General features: G+C 37.8%; 19 protein-coding genes. 11 read left to right on the forward strand and 8 right to left on the reverse strand.

Features of this window, described 5'->3' with window-relative positions; translation table 11 throughout:
- Window positions 1-34 precede the first annotated feature (34 nt).
- Window positions 35-325 carry a chaperone modulator CbpM gene (locus tag Q2U82_RS12020; protein WP_410005111.1) on the reverse strand — a complete coding sequence of 97 codons (291 nt, stop codon included), beginning with the start codon at window positions 323-325 and terminating at the stop codon, window positions 35-37.
- Window positions 325-1,239 carry a DnaJ C-terminal domain-containing protein gene (locus Q2U82_RS12025; RefSeq protein ID WP_410005112.1) on the reverse strand — a complete coding sequence of 305 codons (915 nt, stop codon included), beginning with the start codon at window positions 1,237-1,239 and terminating at the stop codon, window positions 325-327. Before Q2U82_RS12025 ends, Q2U82_RS12020 begins: the two co-directional genes overlap by 1 nt.
- A 203-nt stretch (window positions 1,240-1,442) precedes the next feature.
- Here Q2U82_RS12025 and Q2U82_RS12030 point away from each other — a divergent pair, with 203 nt between their 5' ends.
- Both Q2U82_RS12030 and Q2U82_RS12035 read left to right on the forward strand, forming a co-directional pair.
- Entirely contained in the window at window positions 1,443-3,293 is a 1,851-nt protein-coding gene (locus Q2U82_RS12030; RefSeq protein ID WP_410005113.1) for a DNA topoisomerase IV subunit B, read from the forward strand.
- Between the two features lie 130 nt (window positions 3,294-3,423).
- Window positions 3,424-6,117: a DNA gyrase/topoisomerase IV subunit A gene (locus tag Q2U82_RS12035; protein WP_410005114.1), complete on the forward strand. Its 2,694-nt coding sequence runs from the start codon at window positions 3,424-3,426 to the stop codon at window positions 6,115-6,117.
- 7 nt (window positions 6,118-6,124) lie between these two features.
- On the opposite strand, the gene Q2U82_RS12040 is transcribed toward Q2U82_RS12035, so the two are convergent.
- The gene (locus tag Q2U82_RS12040; RefSeq protein WP_410005115.1) at window positions 6,125-6,811 is read right to left on the reverse strand and encodes a DUF4377 domain-containing protein; all 687 of its coding nucleotides are present in this window, start codon (window positions 6,809-6,811) and stop codon (window positions 6,125-6,127) included.
- Between the two features lie 286 nt (window positions 6,812-7,097).
- On the opposite strand from Q2U82_RS12040, the gene rpsA reads away from it, so the two are divergent.
- The 9 genes from rpsA (at window position 7,098) to Q2U82_RS12085 (ending at window position 16,315) form a co-directional block, all read left to right on the forward strand.
- Window positions 7,098-8,948: a 30S ribosomal protein S1 gene (gene rpsA, locus Q2U82_RS12045; RefSeq protein ID WP_410005116.1), complete on the forward strand. Its 1,851-nt coding sequence runs from the start codon at window positions 7,098-7,100 to the stop codon at window positions 8,946-8,948.
- A 142-nt stretch (window positions 8,949-9,090) separates the two neighbouring features.
- The gene (gene pyrR, locus Q2U82_RS12050) at window positions 9,091-9,630 is read left to right on the forward strand and encodes a bifunctional pyr operon transcriptional regulator/uracil phosphoribosyltransferase PyrR (protein WP_410007160.1); all 540 of its coding nucleotides are present in this window, start codon (window positions 9,091-9,093) and stop codon (window positions 9,628-9,630) included.
- Between the two features lie 104 nt (window positions 9,631-9,734).
- Window positions 9,735-10,670, forward strand: a complete 936-nt coding sequence (locus tag Q2U82_RS12055) for an aspartate carbamoyltransferase catalytic subunit (RefSeq protein WP_410005117.1) — start codon at window positions 9,735-9,737, stop codon at window positions 10,668-10,670.
- Window positions 10,660-10,995, forward strand: a complete 336-nt coding sequence (locus Q2U82_RS12060) for a ribonuclease Z (RefSeq protein WP_410005118.1) — start codon at window positions 10,660-10,662, stop codon at window positions 10,993-10,995. Before Q2U82_RS12055 ends, Q2U82_RS12060 begins: the two co-directional genes overlap by 11 nt.
- Before the next feature lie 94 nt (window positions 10,996-11,089).
- A complete protein-coding gene (locus Q2U82_RS12065; protein WP_410005119.1) occupies window positions 11,090-11,995 on the forward strand; it encodes a ribonuclease Z in 906 nt (301 codons plus the stop codon).
- A 74-nt stretch (window positions 11,996-12,069) separates the two neighbouring features.
- Entirely contained in the window at window positions 12,070-12,714 is a 645-nt protein-coding gene (gene pdxH / locus Q2U82_RS12070) for a pyridoxamine 5'-phosphate oxidase (protein WP_410005120.1), read from the forward strand.
- A gap of 105 nt (window positions 12,715-12,819) precedes the next feature.
- Window positions 12,820-13,305: a SixA phosphatase family protein gene (locus tag Q2U82_RS12075; RefSeq protein ID WP_410005121.1), complete on the forward strand. Its 486-nt coding sequence runs from the start codon at window positions 12,820-12,822 to the stop codon at window positions 13,303-13,305.
- Window positions 13,305-15,401 carry a polyphosphate kinase 1 gene (gene ppk1 / locus Q2U82_RS12080; protein WP_410005122.1) on the forward strand — a complete coding sequence of 699 codons (2,097 nt, stop codon included), beginning with the start codon at window positions 13,305-13,307 and terminating at the stop codon, window positions 15,399-15,401. Before Q2U82_RS12075 ends, ppk1 begins: the two co-directional genes overlap by 1 nt.
- Window positions 15,402-15,403: 2 nt before the next feature.
- Window positions 15,404-16,315, forward strand: coding sequence for a Ppx/GppA phosphatase family protein (locus Q2U82_RS12085; RefSeq protein ID WP_410005123.1), 912 nt, complete (start codon window positions 15,404-15,406; stop codon window positions 16,313-16,315).
- Between the two features lie 28 nt (window positions 16,316-16,343).
- Here the strand turns inward: Q2U82_RS12085 and Q2U82_RS12090 are convergent, their stop codons facing one another.
- From Q2U82_RS12090 to Q2U82_RS12110, 5 genes are all read right to left on the reverse strand, one after another.
- A complete protein-coding gene (locus tag Q2U82_RS12090) occupies window positions 16,344-17,444 on the reverse strand; it encodes a LysM peptidoglycan-binding domain-containing protein (protein ID WP_410005124.1) in 1,101 nt (366 codons plus the stop codon).
- Window positions 17,445-17,647: 203 nt separating this feature from the next.
- Window positions 17,648-18,034, reverse strand: coding sequence for a T9SS type A sorting domain-containing protein (locus tag Q2U82_RS12095; protein WP_410005125.1), 387 nt, complete (start codon window positions 18,032-18,034; stop codon window positions 17,648-17,650).
- Window positions 18,035-18,158: 124 nt separating this feature from the next.
- Entirely contained in the window at window positions 18,159-18,740 is a 582-nt protein-coding gene (locus Q2U82_RS12100) for a hypothetical protein (protein WP_410005126.1), read from the reverse strand.
- A 207-nt stretch (window positions 18,741-18,947) separates the two neighbouring features.
- Window positions 18,948-19,316 carry a DMT family protein gene (locus Q2U82_RS12105; protein WP_410005127.1) on the reverse strand — a complete coding sequence of 123 codons (369 nt, stop codon included), beginning with the start codon at window positions 19,314-19,316 and terminating at the stop codon, window positions 18,948-18,950.
- Between the two features lie 40 nt (window positions 19,317-19,356).
- Window positions 19,357-20,667, reverse strand: coding sequence for a chloride channel protein (locus Q2U82_RS12110; RefSeq protein ID WP_410005128.1), 1,311 nt, complete (start codon window positions 20,665-20,667; stop codon window positions 19,357-19,359).
- Window positions 20,668-20,682 lie beyond the last annotated feature (15 nt).

Genomic DNA, 20,682 nt, shown 5'->3' on the forward strand with positions numbered 1-20,682 from the left:
TTAATAGTGTAGACTAAATATGTTTTATAAACGTCTATTCGTATAACTTTAGTCTCTTTTTAAACAGATTAATTTCATTTTCCATTTTTTGGATTCGATTTAACATTTGATTTATTACATCTAACCCTTCAAAGTTTATTGAAAGATCTTTATGAAGACGAAACATACGTTCAATTTCTGAGATATCCTTTTCGTCAATAAACACGTCGTTTTCTTTTTCTTCAAAAGTCACCAAACCATATTCATGAAGGTTTTCTACAAATGAAACCTCAATATGTGTCTGATTGCAAAAATGAATTACTGATATATATTTTTCCCTTGCCATTATCTAAGTTTTGAAAGTTCTGTAAAAAGTTCTTTTTCTTTTTCTGAAAGGTTTTTTGGTAGCATAATTTTATAGGTAATGTAAAGATCTCCGACCTGATTTTCCTTTTTGTATTTTGGCAAACCTTTGCCTTTCAGTTTAACTTTAGTGTCGTTTTGGGTTTCTGGTTTTACGTTTAGTTTCACTTTTCCCGTTAGCGTTTCAACAGTTATTTCCCCACCCAAAAGCGCTGTGTATAGCGAAATTTCTTCAGTAGAATAGATATCGCTTTCCAGTCTTTTAAAACGTGTATTGTTGAAGATTTCAAAGGTGATTAGCAAATCACCTTTTGGGCCACCATTCATTCCTTCACCACCATAGCCTTTTATTTTTATGGTCTGCCCGTCCTCAACACCTGCGGGAATGGTAAGCCTGATTTTTTTCTCCCCAATACTGATAGTTTGCTTTTGGCTTTCCAAGATATCGGTTAAATTCAGTCGAAGTGTAGCAGCTAAATCCTGGCCTTTAAATTGTGAAGTCTGTCGTCTATTTCCGCCACTGCGACTAAATCCGCCACTGCCGCCAAACATTGATTCAAAAAAATCTGAAAACTCGCTTTCATCAAAACCTTGACCGCTTCCGGAATAAGTTCGCTGGCCACCAAAACCTTGCGAGGATTGTTGCTGTTTCGCTTTCTCAAATGCATCAGCGTGCTGCCAATCTTTTCCGTATTGGTCATATTTTTTTCGCTTTTCAGGATCGCTCAAAACCTCATTCGCTTCATTTATTTGTTGAAATTTTTGTTGCGCTGTTTTGTCATTCGGGTTTAAATCTGGGTGAAGTTTTCTGGCAAGCTTCCTGTATGCTTTCTTTATATCGGCAGCAGTGGCACTTTTATCCAGTCCTAGAGCTTTGTAGTAATCTATAAATTCCATTACGGTTTTTTTGTTTGTGGTATGAAATTATGAAATGATTTTCAACAAGTCTATGACAATGCTCAATCTTAGCAAAAGTTTAATAATTCTTATCAAGAAGGAATTACTAACAATAACAACTAATTTATTGTTAATTACTTTCCGAAGTATTGGTTTCACAAGTGCTAGCGTATATTTATATTAGCAACCCTACATAAATTATCATGGCCGAAACACAATACACCGAAGACAATATACGCTCGCTCGACTGGAAAGAACACATCCGTATGCGTCCAGGCATGTATATTGGGAAACTTGGTGACGGTTCTTCGCCCGACGATGGTATCTATATCCTTCTAAAAGAGGTTATTGACAACTGTATTGACGAATTTGTAATGGGCGCCGGAAAAACCATCGAGGTTCGCATAAAGGACAAAGAAGTAAAAGTTCGCGATTTTGGCCGTGGTATTCCATTGGGAAAAGTGATAGACGTTGTTTCAAAAATGAACACGGGTGGTAAATATGACAGCCGCGCGTTTAAGAAATCTGTTGGTTTGAATGGTGTGGGTACCAAAGCAGTGAATGCGCTTTCCTCATTTTTTAAAGTGGAATCCATTCGCGAAAACCAATTGAAAGTTGCCGAATTTTCGCAAGGCGAACTCACGAATGACTCCGCAATAGAAGAAAGCACTAAGCGAAAAGGAACCAAAGTAGTTTTTGTTCCAGATGATAGTATTTTCAAAAACTTCAAGTATCGCACGGAATATGTGCAAAAAATGCTGAAAAACTACGTCTATCTCAATCCGGGATTGACGATAGACTTCAACGGCGAAAAGTTTTATTCAGAAAATGGTCTGAAAGATCTTTTGATGGAAACCATCAGTGATGAAGATATGGCATACCCGATAATTCATCTTCGCGGCGAAGATATTGAAGTTGCCATAACACACAGTAAAACCCAATATAGCGAAGAATATCACAGTTTTGTAAACGGTCAAAACACCACGCAGGGTGGAACGCATTTAGCCGCTTTTCGCGAAGCATTAGTGAAAACTGTTAGAGAATTTTACAATAAAAATTACGATGCAAGCGATGTGCGAAAGTCAATCGTTTCTGCAATCAGTATAAAAGTGATGGAACCCGTTTTTGAAAGCCAAACAAAAACAAAACTAGGTTCTACAGATATGGGCGGGGATTTGCCAACAGTGCGAACGTTTATAAATGATTTCTTAAAAACGCAGTTGGATAATTATCTACATAAAAATCCAGAGGCTGCGGATGCTATACAGCGTAAAATTGTTCAAGCAGAGCGTGAGCGTAAAGAATTAAGCGGTATTCGAAAACTTGCAAAAGACCGTGCTAAAAAAGCAAATCTTCACAATAAAAAATTACGCGATTGCCGGGTGCATTTGGCCGATATTAAAAACGAACGAAATCTTGAATCCACTTTGTTTATTACCGAGGGAGATTCCGCGAGTGGAAGCATCACTAAAAGTCGAGACGTAAATACACAAGCCGTTTTTTCACTGCGTGGAAAGCCGTTGAATACGTATGGAATGACGAAGAAAATCGTTTACGAAAACGAGGAATTCAATCTATTGCAAGCCGCGCTGAATATTGAGGATTCGATGGAAGATTTGCGTTACAACAACATCGTAATCGCCACGGATGCTGATGTTGATGGAATGCACATTCGTTTGTTGCTGATTACTTTTTTTCTCCAATTTTTTCCTGAATTGATAAAGGAAGGACATTTGTACATTCTGCAAACGCCGCTATTCCGTGTTCGAAATAAAAAAGAAACCATTTATTGCTATTCCGAAGAAGAAAGAGTAAACGCCATAGAAAAACTAAAACCAAAGCCAGAAATCACCCGATTTAAAGGTTTGGGGGAAATTTCGCCGGATGAATTTGTGCATTTTATTGGGAATGACATTCGTTTGGATCCCGTGATGCTTGATAAATCAATGAGTATTGAGGAATTGCTTTCTTTTTATATGGGAAAAAACACACCGGATAGGCAAGAGTTTATTATTGATAATTTGAAGGTGGAACTTGATAGGGTGGAGGAATGAAAAATTTTCAGTTTACAGTCGCAGTTGGCAATATAATTTTGCGTCTCTGCAGCTTTGCGTGAAAAATTAGCTCGCAAAGTCACAAAGCCGCAAAGAATAAAAAATTAAAATAAAGAATAGAGAATACTAAATGAGTGACGAACTCGAAAATAACGAAGAAAAAGAAAACACAGGCCCGGACTATTTGGGCGTAAACGACGATACCTCCGGCGAATCCATAAAAAAGGTAACCGGAATGTACCGCGACTGGTTTTTGGATTACGCCAGCTACGTAATTCTGGAACGCGCCGTGCCCGCAATTGAGGATGGTTTTAAACCTGTGCAGCGCCGTATTATGCAGTCCATGAAAGATTTGGACGATGGGCGTTATAACAAAGTTGCGAACATCGTTGGGCATACCATGCAATATCACCCACACGGAGATGCAAGTATTGCAGATGCAATGGTGCAAATAGGCCAAAAGGATTTACTCATAGACACCCAAGGAAACTGGGGAAATATTTTAACCGGCGATGGCGCCGCGGCTTCACGATATATTGAGGCACGACTTTCAAAATTTGCGTTGGATGTAGTTTACAACCCAAAAATAACCAAGTGGCAAGCTTCCTATGATGGACGTAGAAAAGAACCTATAAATCTTCCAGTTAAGTTTCCGTTACTTTTAAATCAAGGTGGGGAAGGAATTGCGGTTGGACTTTCAACTAAAATACTTCCACATAATTTTATTGAATTGATTGATGCTTCCATCAAGCATTTGCAAGGCAAGAAGTTCACTATTTATCCAGATTTCCCAACGGGTGGAATTATGGATGTTGCCAACTATAACGATGGTTTGCGAGGAGGAAAAATAAGAAGCCGTGCACGAATCAACCAGCTCGATAAAACCACGCTTATAATTACCGAAATTCCCTTTGGAACAAATACTTCTTCGTTGATTGATACCATTCTGAAAGCGAATGACAAAGGAAAAATAAAAATTAAGAAAATTGAGGATAATACCGCTGCTGAGGTAGAAATCCAAATTCATTTGCCCAGCGGAATTTCTCCAGATAAAACCATTGATGCACTTTACGCTTTCACGGCTTGCGAAACTTCAATTTCGCCCTTGGGCTGTGTGATTGAGGATAACAGACCTTTGTTTGTGGGCGTTTCTGAAATGCTCCGCGTAAGTACGGATCGAACAGTTGAATTGCTTAAAAGTGAATTGCAGATTCAACTAGATGAACTGGAAGAACAATGGCATTTTGCTTCTTTGGAACGCATTTTCATAGAAAACAGAATTTATCGTGACATTGAAGAAGAGGAAACGTGGGAAGGAGTTATTGCTGCAATCGACAAAGGTTTGCAGCCGCATATTCAGCATTTGAAGCGTGCCGTTACCGAAGAAGATATTGTGCGTTTAACAGAAATTCGAATCAAACGTATTTCAAAATTTGACATAGATAAAGCGCAGCAAAAGATTGATGCTTTGGAAGATAGCATTGCTCAAATAAAGCATCACTTAGCAAATTTGATTGAATATGCGATTGACTATTTCAAAAGACTAAAAAAGGATTACGGTACCGGAAAGGAACGTAAAACCGAAATCAGAACTTTTGATGATATTGAAGCGACCAAGGTTGTAATTCGAAATACAAAACTCTACGTAAACCGTGAAGAAGGATTTGTGGGTACAAGCCTGAAGCGTGATGAATACGTGGCAGATTGCAGTGATATTGACGATATTATCGTTTTCACTGAAGACGGAAAAATGATGGTCACTAAGGTGGATCAAAAAACATTTGTAGGCAAAGGAATTATCCATGTCGCGGTTTTCAAGAAAAAGGACAAGCGCACCATTTATAATATGGTTTATCGTGACGGGGCGCGTGGTGCAAATTACGTGAAACGCTTTGCGGTTACTGGCACAACGAGGGATAAGGAGTATGACATGACAAATGAAACGAAAGGCTCCAAGGTGCTTTATTTTACGGCTAACCCCAATGGTGAAGCTGAGGTTGTAAGTGTTTTTCTTCGCCAAACCGGAAGTATAAAAAAATTAAAATTTGATCTCGATTTTGCCGATCAATTAGTAAAAGGAAGAAATTCAAAAGGAAATATTGTTACAAAGTATTCCATCAAAAAAATTGAATTAAAAGAAAAAGGTCTTTCAACATTAAAACCAAGAAAAATATGGTTTGATGATTCCGTGCAACGTTTAAATGTGGACGAGCGCGGTGAACTTTTGGGCGAATTCAGAAAAGAAGATCGACTGCTTATCGTTAATCAGAAAGGCACGGTAAAAACGGTGGTTCCAGACATTCAACTTCGTTTTGATGACGATATGATTATTTTGGAGAAATGGGATCCAAAAAAACCCTTGAGCGCCATTTATTGGGAAGGCGAAAAGGAATTATTTTATGTGAAACGCTTCTTCATAGAACATCCCGACCGAGAGGAGACTATTATTACTGACCATCCAAATTCCTATTTGGAAAAAATATTCACGGATTACCGTCCAATGGCCGAAATAGTTTTTGCCAAAAAAAGAGGACAGGAGCGCGAAGAAAATATGGAGCTCAATTTAGAGGAATTCATCGCCGTAAAAGGAATTACCGCAATGGGCAACCAGCTAACCAAAGAAAAGGTCCTAGAAATAAATACGATGGAGCCACTTCTTTATGAACCACCAGCACCCGTAGAGCCCGAGGAGATTGACGTTGTAGATGAGGAAGATATTGATTCAGAAGATGAAAATCACCAGAATGAAAATAAATCTGACGATGAATCTGATGATGAAAACGACTCAAAAATAGATGAAGGCGGGCAAGGGTTGTTGTTTTAAATTCCCGTTAATCTACCTTTTGATATTTCAAAACTTCATTCCCGTCAGCGTCATAAAAATAAAGCTGTAAACCATCAAGTTTATAGGTTTTCGTTTTCCCAAGTGCTGAAGTGTATTTTGAGGAAAGCTCCATATTTGGACAGGCCATTTTGGTTCCGCCAATGGCTCCAAATGCTATATTTTTTTCATCCAAAGTTTCAATGCTACCAAACATATTGTTGCAGCCGTCATTTCCGAAGATTTTCATTTCGTTTAAATGAATTTCCAAAACAGGATGTTTTTGGGAATTATTACCGTCAATAGCCTCGCCATTCATTGCCTTTAACGCCCAAATATCGTTGATTCGCATTTTTTCATCTCTGTTTTTTTCCATCACTTTTACCAAAGAATACTTTAAAGTTGAAGCATCGGCAGGAACGGTTGTGGGATCCAATTTTTCTTTTTTCACTGAAATTTTATAGATGTATCCAGGTTCAAATTCAAAACCTTCAATGTTTCCGTAGAAATTTTTCCAACCGTTTGGCTTGAATGTTTCGGATTCTTGTATTTGTAAACATTGCATTTTTCCAACTCCGGTGCATTCTACTTTTGAGCTGTTCACAAAAAGGATTGTTTCTGCAATTTTTTCTGAGGAATTATTGTCACATGTGCTTAGTGCAATGGCCGAAATGAAGAATGTAAGTAGAAATTTCATAAGTTGTCTTGTTTCAGTTTGAAAGCGTAAAGTTAAATAGATGATTATCAGTTAAAATAATTTTATGAAAACTTTAAAGAACAATTTATTTAAAGTTTTGAAAATCAAAAGAGAAATAGTATTTTTGCACCCCTCTTAGCGACGAGTCAAGAATAAGAGGAATTGAAACAAAACAAAAACAAACCCTTCTGTGGGATAGTCGCAGTAAAATCTTGTAACAGCACAGAATACAAAGCATTGGTTTTTTTAGGAATTGTATTTCTGAAAAAATTAATTTTACAAGCAAATGGCTGATAAAGCAAACAAAGAAGAAGTGCAGGTAGAAGATACTGCAACTCAAAACGAGGCAACTACAAAGCCTCAAAAGGAAGTTTCCCTAAAGGAAAGCAATCCAGAAAAATTTCTTGCAGATTTCAACTGGCATAACTACGAAGAAGGAATTGATCCTATCGACGATGGTAAGCTGGAAGAATTTGAAAAATTGGTAGCTGAGAATTTCGTTGACACCCTTGATGATGAAGTTGTTGAAGGAAAAGTGATTTACATCACCGATCGTGATGCAATCATTGACATTAACGCGAAAAGTGAAGGTGTTGTTTCATTGAATGAATTCCGTTACAATCCAGATTTAAAAGTTGGTGACAAAGTAGAAGTATTGATCGACGTTCGTGAGGACAGCACTGGTCAATTAATTCTTAGTCACCGTAAAGCTAGAACCATTAAGGCTTGGGATCGCGTAAATGCTGCCCACGACGAAGCTACAATCGTAAATGGTTACGTAAAATGCCGCACAAAAGGTGGTATGATCGTAGATGTTTTCGGTATCGAGGCTTTCTTGCCAGGTTCGCAAATAGATGTTAAACCTATCCGTGATTACGACGTTTACGTTGGAAAAACAATGGAGTTCAAAGTGGTTAAGATCAACCACGAATTCAAAAACGTTGTTGTTTCGCACAAAGCGCTTATTGAAGCGGATATTGAAGAGCAGAAAAAAGAAATCATCGGCCAACTTGAAAAAGGTCAAGTACTTGAAGGTGTTGTTAAAAACATCACTTCATACGGAGTATTTGTTGATCTTGGTGGTGTTGATGGACTTGTTCACATTACAGACCTTTCTTGGTCACGTATCAACCATCCAAATGAGATCGTTGAACTTGATCAGAAATTGAACGTTGTAATTCTTGATTTCGATGAAGATAAAACACGTATCCAATTAGGTCTTAAGCAATTGAATCCGCACCCATGGGAAGCACTTGGAGAAGAGTTGAAAGTTGGTGATAAAGTAAAAGGTAAAGTAGTTGTTATTGCAGACTACGGTGCATTTATTGAAGTTGCTGAAGGCGTTGAAGGTCTTATCCACGTTAGCGAAATGTCTTGGAGCACGCACTTGCGCAGCGCACAGGATTTCGTAAATGTTGGTGACGAGGTTGAAGCGGTAATCCTTACAATGGATAAGGAAGAACGCAAAATGAGCCTTGGTATTAAGCAAATGACTCCAGATCCATGGACCGATATTACTAAAAAATACCCAGTTGGTTCACGCCACAAAGGTATTGTTCGCAATTTCACCAACTTTGGTGTTTTTGTTGAACTTGAAGAAGGTATTGATGGTCTTATCTACATTAGCGATCTTTCTTGGACCAAGAAAATCAAGCACCCAAGTGAATTCACTAACATTGGTGATGAACTAGAAGTGGTTGTATTGGAATTGGATGTTGAAGGCCGTAAACTTAGTTTAGGTCACAAACAAACTGAAGAAAATCCTTGGGATAAATACGAAGACGAATTTACTGTTGGATCTAAGCACACTGCCACTATTGACGAGGTAGTTGACAAAGGGGCAACTGTAAAATTCAACGATGATATTGTAGCTTTCGTACCAGGCCGTCACCTTGAAAAAGAAGATGGTTCTATGTTGAAGAAAGGTGATGAAGCAGAATTCCAAATTATTGAATTCAACAAAGAATTCAAGAAAGTGGTTGCTTCACACATGGCTATCCACAAAGAAGAAGAAGCTAAAATTGTAAAAGAAGCTGTGAGAAAACAAGAAGCAGCTGAAGCAGAAGCAAAACCAACCCTTGGTGATGCTAACGCTAAATTACAAGAGCTTAAAGACAAAATGGACGGTAAAAAATAATCGTTTCATTTATAAATAAAGTAAAGCCTTTCGTTTCCGAAAGGCTTTTTTTATGACTTAGATTTAATCAATTTCAAATACTTCACATTAAAAAGCCAAAAAAAATGTATTTTTGCTTTCTGAATACAATTCAGAACTTCCTATGAGCCAAAAAGTGTTACTGAACGCAACCGAGATAAACATTGCGCTTAACCGTTTGGCTTGCCAATTGATCGAAAAACACGACGACTTTTCAAAAACAGTACTTATCGGAATCCAGCCTCGTGGCGTTTTTTTAGCAGAAAGGTTGAAAACGCTGTTGGAAAACGAATACAAAATCAAAAATATAAAGCTTGGCTATTTGGACATCACATTTTACCGTGACGATTTCCGAAGAAGTGAAAAACCGCTGGAAGCCAACAAAACCCGAATTGATTTTATTGTAGAAGATAAAAATGTTGTTTTTATAGACGATGTGCTTTTCACAGGAAGAAGCATCCGCTCAGCATTAACAGCGATGCAATCTTTCGGAAGACCTTTGGAAATAGAATTGCTGACGTTGATAGACCGCCGTTTTAGCCGTCATTTACCCATACAGCCCGATTATCGCGGAAGGCAGGTAGATGCTATCAACGGTGAAAAAGTAAAAGTATGTTGGAAGGAAAATGACGGGGAAGATGCTGTTTATTTAGTAGCCCGCTAACCCCCGAAGGGGAACGTTGGAAAAGAATTTGAAAACGAGAACATAATCAAAAGAGTAGTGTTTCAGGAACTTGAAACCTGCAACTTGAAACCTGAAACCAAGAAATGGAACTAAGTGTAAGCCACTTACTGGGAATAAAATACATCACCGAAGCCGATATCCAACTCATCTTCGAAACGGCAGATCATTTTAAAGAAGTAATCAATCGGCCAATCAAAAAAGTCCCATCGCTTCGTGATATTACCATTGCAAATTTATTTTTTGAAAATAGCACTCGAACTAAACTATCCTTCGAATTAGCTGAAAAAAGGCTTTCGGCAGATGTTATAAATTTCGCGTCATCAAATTCTTCGGTAACCAAAGGCGAAACGCTTATTGATACCGTAAACAACATTCTTTCAATGAAAGTAGATATGGTGGTGATGCGCCATCCAAATCCTGGCGCAGGCGTATTTCTTTCAAAACACGTTGAGGCAAGTATAATTAATGCTGGAGATGGTGCGCACGAACATCCAACGCAAGCATTGCTAGATGCTTATTCCATTCGTGAAAAGTTGGGTGATGTTGCCGGAAAAAAGATTGTGATTGTAGGGGATATTCTTCACTCAAGAGTTGCTTTATCGAATATTTTCGCCCTTCAAAAACTTGGAGCTAAAGTTAAGGTGTGTGGCCCTAAAACGCTTATTCCGAAACATATAGACAAACTTAATGTTGAAGTTGAAACCAACCTTCGCAAAGCCTTGGAATGGTGCGATGTAGCAAATATGCTTCGCGTGCAGAACGAACGGATGGACATTAGTTATTTCCCTACAACTAGGGAATACACACAACAGTTTGGATTAAACAAAAAGCTGCTCGATTCTCTAAATAAAGAAATTGTAGTAATGCACCCAGGGCCAATAAATCGCGGGGTAGAAATTACAAGTGACGTGGCAGACAGCAAACAATCCATCATTTTGGAACAAGTACAAAACGGTGTTGCCATACGTATGGCAGTTATCTATTTATTGGCTTCAAAAATTAAACATCATGAAGATTGAGAATCACCCAAATTTTGTGGTCCTTGAAGATGAAAAGGACGATATCATTGACTTTGCATCGTTTATAGAAAGTCAGGTTCCTTCAAAATACAAAGGACAAAATGTAATTTTAAATCTTTTGAAATACGATTCATTAGATCTTTCGCAACTATTGCAGTTCCTTAAAACGTCTAATCTTCACCGTAAAACCAAGCAATCTTTTGTTATAGTAAATGATGCTATTGAAATTGACGATGTTCCTTTTGAGATGATCGTTGTTCCAACCCTGCAAGAAGCGGGTGACATTGTTGAAATGGAGGAAATTGAAAGAGACTTGGGATTTTAAAAAAGTATGCGGTCGCAGTAAACAGTCACAGTCTATATTTTAAAATTGAACATTACTGTAAACTGCGACTGCGACTGAAAACTTACAATTTAAAATGAAAATAACAATCCTAGGATGCCATTCCGCAACACCAACAGTCTCACAGCACCCAACGGCGCAGGTTTTGGAAATGAAGGGCCATCTTTTTTTGATTGATTGTGGTGAGGGAACCCAAACCCAATTACGGAAATACAGGATTAAATTTTCGCGGATTAAGCACATTTTTATTTCACATTTGCACGGGGATCACTTTTTTGGATTGCCAGGGCTTATTTCTACATTTCTTCTTTTGGGAAGAGAGGCTGAGCTTCATGTTTATGGGCCAAAAGGTATTAAAGAAGCTATTTTGCTTCTTCTAAAACTTGGAAAAACATACACGAATTATCCGTTATATTTTCACGAATTGGAAGACACTTCGCCCCAAATGATTTTTGAGGATGATAAAGTTTTTGTGGAGACAATCCCATTAAATCACAGGGTTTATACAAATGGGTTTCTATTTAGGGAAAAGCCGGATGATCGAAAATTGGATATTGAAAAAGCCCGAAAACTCAATATCGACTTAAGCTATTACAACAAAATAAAGCAAGGCTTTGATGTTGAAAATAAAGCTGGAAAGCTAATTGCAAACAAAGACATTACTTTTGATCCGCCACCAACAAAATCCTATGCATATTGTAGTGATACGGCCTATAATCCACAGATGGTTCCGCAGATTGAAAATGCAACCGTTTTATATCACGAATCAACCTTTTTGGAAGAACACCACCATCTTTGTGATAAAACCAAGCACAGTACTGCTAAAGAGGCGGCGGTCATAGCTAAAAAGGCAAAAGTAGAAACCTTAATTCTTGGCCATTATTCTGGCCGTTATGGAAATTTGGAGCTTTTCAGAAAAGAAGCGCAAGATGTTTTTGAAAACGTTGAATTGGCGGAAGACGGCAAGCATTTTTCTTTTTAAAGTTTAATACATATTTAATATGTCAGTGTTTCAAAAAAAATTTAAAACACTTAACTTGCATTAAAACTTGAACTATGGCTGAAAAGCTTCACCATTACCGAAAATCTTACGAAAAGGGAGAACTTTCTGAAACATCTGTAGATGAAAACCCAATGCAGCAATTCCGCACCTGGTTTTTTGAGGTGAAGGATAATGGCGGTGTAGATGAAGTGAATGCAATGACATTGACCACAATCGGCACAGATGGTTTCCCGAAAGGCAGAGTTGTTCTTCTTAAAAAATATGACGAAAACGGATTCTATTTTTATACTAATTACAATAGCGAAAAAGGCAAATCCATAGCCAATAACAACAGGGTCTCACTTTCTTTTTTTTGGCCAAATATGGAACGTCAGATTATTATAAAAGGAACCGTTGAAAAAACTTCGGAAGCAGATTCAACCAATTATTTCCATTCAAGACCTAAGGGAAGTCAATTGGGCGCAGCAGTTTCACACCAAAGTGAAGTTGTAGCTTCACGAGAGATTTTGGAAAAAAACTTGGCTGAGCTTGAAAAGAAATATGAAAACCAAGAAGTACCCAAACCTGCTGATTGGGGTGGTTTTATAGTGAAGCCTATTTCTATTGAATTCTGGCAAGGTAGGCCCAACAGATTGCACGACAGAATTCGATATGCATTAGAAGAAAATGATTGGTTGATTGAAAGATTGGCACCATAAATCAATGTTCAATACTCAATGTTCAATGTTCAATACTCAATGTTCAATATTCAATGCACAATTTTCAGAGCTTGAAACCTGGAATCAGAAACTAGAAATTTTTTTATGAAAACACTATACATGGTCCGCCACGCAAAATCATCTTGGAAACATGATGTTGACGATCATAAAAGGCCTTTAAAAGAAAGAGGTCAGCGTGATGGGCAATTGGTTTCAAATAAAGTTTCAAAAGAAATTGAGCCACCTCAGAAAATAATCAGTAGCGATGCTACGCGGGCTTTCTCAACGGCCCAATTTTTTAAGGAAGCTTTAAATATTTCCGATGCAAACTTTGAAATCAATCACGATCTTTATGATTTTAGCGGTCAAAACGTGATGCGAATCATAAAATCACTTACTGATGATTTGGATAGCGTTATGATTGTTGGCCATAACCATGCCTTCACATCCGTTGCAAATATGCTTGGAAACCGCTATATTGACAATGTTCCAACCTGTGGCTTTGTAATGTTGCAGTTCAATGAAAAAAAATGGAGCAATATAACCACGGGCAAAACCGTGAAAACAATTTTCCCAAGGGATCTTAAATAATGACCGAAAAAGTTGACACACATACTCATACCCGCAACCAATACAACAACAGGGAGTTAAGCTGGCTTCAGTTTAATGCCCGCGTTTTGCAGGAAGCGAACGATAAAAAAATACCCTTATTGGAAAGACTTAGGTTTTTGGGAATTTTTTCAAACAATTTAGATGAATTTTTCAAAGTACGCTATGCCACAATCAGAAGAATTGTGGAAGCCGGAAAAACAGGACGCAGCTTTTTGGGCGGTATTTCAGCAAAAGATCTGTTAGAGCAAATTACGCATACAGTAATAGACCAACAGGCGCACAGTTTAAAAATTTTAAGCAATATTCAGAAAGAGCTTCGGAAAGAGAATATTTTTATCATCAATGAAACTGAAATTACACACACGCAGAGCAAATTCATTTCAGAATATTTTGTAAGACAGGTGAGTCCTGCCATGATGACCATTATGATAGGAGAACTGGATGAATTTCCAAGTTTGCGCGATAGTGCTGCCTATCTGGCTGTAACGATGGTGATGAGCAAAGAAGACGATACTTTTGAAGCAAAGCACAATTACGCACTTATTGAAATTCCACGTACCATAAATAGATTTGTAGTACTTCCTCAGGAAGGAAACAAACAATATGTTATCATTCTGGACGATCTTATTCGCCATTGTTTGCACAATATTTTCAGCATTTTTAAGTATGAAACTATTTCGGCGCATATGATTAAAATTACACGCGATGCAGAGTTGGACATAGATAGCGATTTGAGTAAAAGTTTTATTGACAAAATTTCAAAAAGTGTTAAGGATAGAAGCACGGGCGACCCCGTTCGTTTTGTGTATGACAGCAGTATTGACAAAAGAACACTTCACTTTTTATTGCAGAAAATGGGGATTGATAAAACAGACAGTATCATTCCTGGTGGCCGTTATCACAACCGCCGTGATTATATGAATTTTCCACGTTTGGGAAGGCCAGATTTACAATATGAACCTAAGGAACCTTTGCCCATTCCTGGTTTGAGTCTTCAGGGAAGTCTTTTTGATAAGATAGCTGAAAAGGATTATTTGTTGCATACACCCTACCAAACGTTTATGTATGTTGTGAAGTTTTTACGGGAAGCTGCATTGGACCCAAAGGTGAAAACCATCAAGATAACGATTTATCGTCTTGCCCAAGTTTCCCACATAGCTAGTTCGCTTATCAACGCCAAGAAAAACGGTAAAGATGTTACTGTTCAGATTGAACTTCAAGCCCGCTTTGATGAGGAGGCAAATATTGAATACGCTGAATTATTACAGAGTGAAGACATTCGTTTGATTTTTGGAGTTAAAGGGTTAAAAGTACACACTAAGGTTTGTATTGTAGAAAGACTGGAAAATCAAAAAATGGTGCGTTATGGCATTATTAGTACCGGGAATTTCAATGAATCCACGGCACGGCTTTATACTGATTATACCCTTTTTACAGCAGACCAAAGAATTTGCAAAGAAATAAACAGAGTGTTTGAATTTTTTGAAGTGAACTATCAAGTGCGCAAATACAACCATTTAATAGTATCACCACATTATACACGTAAGGCAATAAATCATTTGATTGATATTGAAATAAAAAACAAAAAGGCAGGACTGCCCAGTGGCATAAAATTGAAGCTGAACAGTCTTTCCGATTATAAAATGATTGACAAGCTATATGAAGCAAGCCGGGCAGGGGTGAAGATAAAAATGATTGTTCGCGGTATTTGTTGTTTAATTCCTGGAGTAAAGGGAATGAGCGAGAATATAGAAGCTATCAGTATTGTTGGAAAATTTTTGGAGCACCCGCGATTGTTTATTTTTGAAAATGGAGGTGACACCAAGGTATATATTTCTTCCGCAGATTTTATGGGAAGAAATCTAGATAACAGAGTAGAGATTTCCTGCCCCATTTACGAAGAAGACATAAAGAAAGAAATACTCGAAAATTTTGAAATTGGTTGGAGTGATAATGTAAAAGCGCGTGTTATAAGTATTAAAAATGACAATGCTTACCTAAAAAATAACAAACCGCCCGTGCGATCCCAGTTCAAAATGTATGATTATTATTTAGAAAAACTTGAAGTAAACTAGATTTGTTAAATATAGAAAAATACGGCGCGGTAGATATTGGCAGTAATGCCATTCGCTTGCTTGTGGTTACTGTGATTGAGCAAGAAGGCAAGGATACCATTTTTAAAAAAACTTCTTTGGTGCGTGTTCCCATACGCTTGGGGGCGGAAGTTTTTCTTGAGGGAAAAATTTCTGATAACAGCGCCAATAGAATGATTGACACAATGATGGCTTTCAGGCTCTTGATGAAAACCCACAATATTAATCGTTTTCGAGCGTGTGCTACTTCGGCAATGCGTGAAGCCTCCAATGGAAGGGAACTTGCTGAAACTATTGAAGCAAAAACAGGGTTATCTATAAATATTATTGACGGTAACGATGAGGCCGCTATTATTGCTTCGACTGATTTAAAGAACTTGATTCAGGACGACAAAGTGTTTCTGTATGTAGATGTTGGTGGCGGAAGCACGGAGCTTACTGTTTTTGCTAACGGCGCCAATGTAAGTTCCCAAAGCTTTAAGTTAGGAACAGTGCGGATGCTGGAAGGCCTTGTTGATGATTGCGTTTGGGAAGAAATGGAAGCTTGGATTAAAAATGAAACCAAGGATTTTAAAGGAGTTTCTATGATTGGTAGCGGTGGAAACATCAATACCATCTTTAAAAAGAGCGGGAAGAAACTAGGGAAGCCACTTAGCTATTTTTACCTTTCTTCTTATTATGAATTAATTAAATCGCTCACCTTTGAAGAGCGCATTACAGAACTGGATATGAATCCAGACCGTGCAGACGTTGTGGTTCCCGCCACGCGCATCTATCTATCTGCAATGAAATGGAGCAGGGCTAAAAGCATGTTTGTCCCCAAGATAGGACTAAGTGATGGAATTGTGCGGAGTCTTTATAATGAAAAGGTTGCTGCGGAACTGGAAGTTCGATAATGATTGATGAATGGTAATTTTTTTAAAATTATCGTAATGCCCGATTCGATTTAAAACTCCCTTTTGAAGCAGATATCTTACCCGCATCAAGATACCGTTTGGTTACTGCGGCTCTGTTTCTGGCGTCAGTCATTGGGGAATTGCCATAGGTTTCGCGCACATTAAGGTATTGATTGATCACCTTCATCTCTTCTCTGTCTCCACCATTTTTTAGTTGCTCATAAGAAATTCCAGAATTGCTTATTGCCTTTGAAACACAAGGCCAAAGATAGCCCGGCCTGTTTACGTGGTTATCTAAAAAAAGTGCTGCCGCATATTCTGAAGAGAGCAGATCAAACAATGAATTACCTCCTAGTTTATCTGTTTTATTGAAATAGAAAAGATTAAAGCGATTAATGGCGTGCAAAATTTGAACGGCGCAAACCCGTTGATCCATTCCTGCGGCTACAAAACGATAGGCCACAATGTTGCTTCGGAAGAATTGTTTTTCTGCTGCAGTATCTACTTTGTTGTTGTTATGAATTAAATAACCATAGGTGGCGTTTGTATCTGCGGAAACATCAACACCAAATTGTCCACAAAATTGCTGAAAAGCGTCTGGGTACTTTTCTTTTACTAATTTAATAAGGGCTGGTAACTCTCCTTCGCCAGTTCCCGCACCTAATGTCCACTGAAACATACCGAAACTCATAAAGGAATTGTCCCAAGTGTTTACGGCATCTAGATTACCTTCGTTTTCTGAGGTTGCCAATAAAGCGTTCACTTCAGATTTACTGATTTTTAGGTCCGCTAATAGGTTTGGATTTTGCTGAATAAATGTTTCGGTGATCTGACTGCCAGGCCTAAAAATTCCTTTTCGGAACTTTTTGCCTAAATACTTTCGGGTTGTATCGGTTTGATACTGATAATATATACGTGGATCTTCCTCGATAATAACAACGTCTGCACGTTCGGTGCTGGGTGTGGGCTCGCTTTCAATTGGTAGTTGCAATACTTGACCTACTTGAATTTTGCTTGGGTTTACAATATTGTTCAATTCTGCAATTTCACGCCACTTGGCTGTGGCCCCTAATTGTTTGAAGGCTATTGAACCTAAGGAATCACCGCTTTTCACTGTATATGTTTTCATGGTAGCATCTTGATTAGTTACCATTAAAGATACACAATATCAGGGATTTATATATAGGTGTTTTAGGTTTTCCGTGGTCAGTTATGTGTAGTTTGAAAGTGAAATACTATAAACGAATATAGAAATGAGTCATAAGACGTGAAATTGCAGAGTTTAGTGTTTAAATGGAAAACACGGACACTTAGTTTGTACTGTGAAGATTATTACATTTTAATAAATAATTGACTGCTTGCGTTTTGGTTGTCGCTAATCTTGAAAAGATAAGTTCCTTTAGGAAAGTTTGACAGATCAATACCATTATTTTTAAGAAGCAGAATAGAAGCATTTGGGATATAGTCTGTTCTATCTAAGAGTATATCCATTTCTCCATCATTATTAAAATCTGCAAAATCCATTCTTGGTGTACCTAGTTCAAGATTATTGGGAGATTCAAAATTTATAGCCTCTAAAATAAATGTGCTGTCACCGTTGTTTAAATAATATGAAAAATTACTTCCCGGCATTACTATATCAAGATATCCATCTTCGTTTATATCCTGTATGTGTATTTCTTGTTTAAGTCTGTTATCAAATTGATGGTATAAACCCACATAAATGGGATCTCCAAATTGTGCTAGAAATAAGTAGTAATAAAAATATGGAGTACTTCATATGGCTTAGAATTTTTTATTAAAACACTATATATAAATTCAATTATAGTTCAAAAACTAGAATTTACTCCAATATAAAATTCATTAACTTCACATTACCGTAATACAACTCCCCATACGTTTGGTCTTTGGGCATTGCAAAATAAAGATTAAATGTTTCCGATTTAAACTCTCTGGTATTAAAGTAAATGGGTTTTTCATGGGGTTTTCTTTCAGTACCATAATTTAGGCAGGTTTCAATATCCTTAAAACCTTCCATTTGATAGTCTTTAAAGGAATCTGGAACCTCTGGTTTGTACTGGTAGCCATAGTAAGGGGTATTATCATCAGGTTTTGCATCTACAAGCTGAATGAAATCGCCATCAAAAGGGCGAAGTCTTAATTTTAAATCTCTCAACACCACGTAAAGATTATTGGGGTTGAAGGTTTCCTTTTCGTTGGTTAAGGATTCTGCTTTTATCTTAAACTGAATTTTTTTGCTGTCCTTGGGTATTCTTATATAATATCCCTTGAAATGCATTTGGAAGAGTCTAGACCGCTGGTCAACCTTTTTTACCTCTAACTGAAAGGTGTTATCCACTTTAATGGCTTGACCGAAACCGAATTGGGTGCTGAAAATTATTAACAGGGTGATGAGGGTTTTCATTGGGCGCGATTTTATACAAAATTTTCACATTAAGCAAAGGTTGTTTTTTCTGTTATTTATCATTTGGATTTTTATCTTCTTTTCTCGGGGAGAGCTTATAGATTAACCAGACGAAACCTACAACTAAGTGAAGTATTATAACACTTATTACAATAATTGAAAAGGTGCTCATGGGTTAAAGTTTTATCATTTTTTGTAGTAAAGTTACTATTTCTTGAACATAAAATATACGGCGAGAATGAGCAATATAAAGGAAATAACATGGTTAAGACGAAACGTTTCGGTCTTAAAAACCAAAAGTGTGAAACCTACAAAAACAACGAGCGTGATTACCTCTTGTATCACCTTCAATTGCAACAGTGAAAAGGGACCGCCGTTACCGCTATAACCCATTCGGTTTGCTGGTACTTGGAAGACGTACTCAAAAAGTGCAATACCCCAACTTATAAGAATGATGGCAACCAGACCTAGCTTGCTGAACCATTTCCATTCAGCAAATTTTAGGTGGCCATACCAGGCAAGAGTCATAAAGGAATTGGAAAGTACGAGAAGGCAGATGGTGAGAATTGCTTTCATAATGTATAATTATTAATGACAAATGAATAATAGCTGACTTTTATTCTTTGGTTTTTTGAAATTTTTTCTGTGTGCTTTTTCGTTCTTTTTCCTCCATCTGTGCGCCAATAAATGGAATTCGTGGTGCAAGAAAATAACCCGTTAAACTAGCAAAAAGTATGGGTATAAAATAGGTAAAACCCGTGAGCGTTGCCAAAAGAATGGTTGTACTCATAGGCGTTCGCGTTACGCAGGCATTTATGGCTGCCATACAGCTAACAATGGTCAATGAAAGGCTGATAGAAGGAAAAACACTATGGATTAAAAGCCCGAGCGCAGTCCCGCAGAAAAACAACGGAATTATAAATCCTCCGCGCCAACCAGAGGTAACGGTTATGGCGATAGCTATGATTTTAAAAATCAAGACAGCTGCCAAGAATTCCATGGTAAGATCGCCCTTAAGCAGTTCTTCAATTTCAAAATGGCTAAAATATCTGGTTAATGGAATGTAAAAAGCGATGGTTCCCAACAAAAGACCACCGATTAATGTTTTCACATAAATTGGCGTTTTCAGTTTTCCGAAGAGATTTTTAAAGAATTTGGTACAGAAGATAAAACCCCAGCCCACAATGGTAGCTATAACGGCGAAAAGGAATGCCCAAGCAAAGTCGAAAACAGTTGCCATTTCATAGGCTGGCAAATCCCAAGCGGGGCCAAGTCCCAAATGTACAATAAGGGCAAAAACAATATAACTGAAACCACTTGCGACAAGGGCTGGAATGATGGCTTGGTAATATTCCACAGCGTGTTTGTGGTGCAAAATTTCCAAAGCGAAAAGACTTCCGCCCAAAGGTGCGCCAAACAATGCCGTAAACCCGGAAGCCATCCCAGCAATGCTTAGTGAGCGTAATTCTTCGCCCTTTAATCTGAAAATCTTGCCCATCCAAGAACCTGTAGAACCAGTAACTTGAACTAAGGGTGCTTCCGGACCTAAACTTCCGCCTGAAGCAACGCAGAGCAACGAAGACAAAATCATGGAAGGATTATTTTTTGGATCCAGCTTTCCTTTGTTAAAACGGATGTTGTTTACAATAAGTTGCATTTCTCCCGGATCGCCTATAAAATAGATTATTAAACCCGCTAAAAGTCCACAGACGGCCATTACGGGAATAACGAGCCAACCTTGATAAACGGCTAAAAAATCGGTAAGATACATCAACACAACCCAATAAGCGCCTGAAATTATTCCACCAATCAGCCCGAGAACGGCCCAAAGAATAAACATTCTGCTGAATACAAAAGGATTGAACCGAATGGGTTTATCCAATATGTCGGCATATTTAACCAGTTTTCTTCTTCTTTTAAGTTTCATCTCGAAGAATTTAAA

The organism is Aequorivita nionensis (genome assembly GCF_046352995.1).
GTDB classification, from domain to species: domain Bacteria; phylum Bacteroidota; class Bacteroidia; order Flavobacteriales; family Flavobacteriaceae; genus Aequorivita; species Aequorivita nionensis.

Excerpts from the sequence above, each read along its gene's own strand:
- Q2U82_RS12055 (WP_410005117.1), top strand. The coding sequence starts at position 9,735 with ATGGAACTAAGTGTAAGCCACTTACTGGGAATAAAATACATCACCGAA.
- Q2U82_RS12035 (WP_410005114.1), top strand. The coding sequence starts at position 3,424 with ATGAGTGACGAACTCGAAAATAACGAAGAAAAAGAAAACACAGGCCCG.
- ppk1 (WP_410005122.1), top strand. The coding sequence starts at position 13,305 with ATGACCGAAAAAGTTGACACACATACTCATACCCGCAACCAATACAAC.
- Q2U82_RS12105 (WP_410005127.1), bottom strand. The coding sequence starts at position 19,316 with ATGAAAGCAATTCTCACCATCTGCCTTCTCGTACTTTCCAATTCCTTT.
- pyrR (WP_410007160.1), top strand. The coding sequence starts at position 9,091 with ATGAGCCAAAAAGTGTTACTGAACGCAACCGAGATAAACATTGCGCTT.
- Q2U82_RS12060 (WP_410005118.1), top strand. The coding sequence starts at position 10,660 with ATGAAGATTGAGAATCACCCAAATTTTGTGGTCCTTGAAGATGAAAAG.
- pdxH (WP_410005120.1), top strand. The coding sequence starts at position 12,070 with ATGGCTGAAAAGCTTCACCATTACCGAAAATCTTACGAAAAGGGAGAA.
- Q2U82_RS12090 (WP_410005124.1), bottom strand. The coding sequence starts at position 17,444 with ATGAAAACATATACAGTGAAAAGCGGTGATTCCTTAGGTTCAATAGCC.
- Q2U82_RS12100 (WP_410005126.1), bottom strand. The coding sequence starts at position 18,740 with ATGAAAACCCTCATCACCCTGTTAATAATTTTCAGCACCCAATTCGGT.
- Q2U82_RS12020 (WP_410005111.1), bottom strand. The coding sequence starts at position 325 with ATGGCAAGGGAAAAATATATATCAGTAATTCATTTTTGCAATCAGACA.
- Q2U82_RS12030 (WP_410005113.1), top strand. The coding sequence starts at position 1,443 with ATGGCCGAAACACAATACACCGAAGACAATATACGCTCGCTCGACTGG.
- Q2U82_RS12075 (WP_410005121.1), top strand. The coding sequence starts at position 12,820 with ATGAAAACACTATACATGGTCCGCCACGCAAAATCATCTTGGAAACAT.
- Q2U82_RS12025 (WP_410005112.1), bottom strand. The coding sequence starts at position 1,239 with ATGGAATTTATAGATTACTACAAAGCTCTAGGACTGGATAAAAGTGCC.
- Q2U82_RS12040 (WP_410005115.1), bottom strand. The coding sequence starts at position 6,811 with ATGAAATTTCTACTTACATTCTTCATTTCGGCCATTGCACTAAGCACA.
- Q2U82_RS12065 (WP_410005119.1), top strand. The coding sequence starts at position 11,090 with ATGAAAATAACAATCCTAGGATGCCATTCCGCAACACCAACAGTCTCA.
- Q2U82_RS12110 (WP_410005128.1), bottom strand. The coding sequence starts at position 20,667 with ATGAAACTTAAAAGAAGAAGAAAACTGGTTAAATATGCCGACATATTG.
- rpsA (WP_410005116.1), top strand. The coding sequence starts at position 7,098 with ATGGCTGATAAAGCAAACAAAGAAGAAGTGCAGGTAGAAGATACTGCA.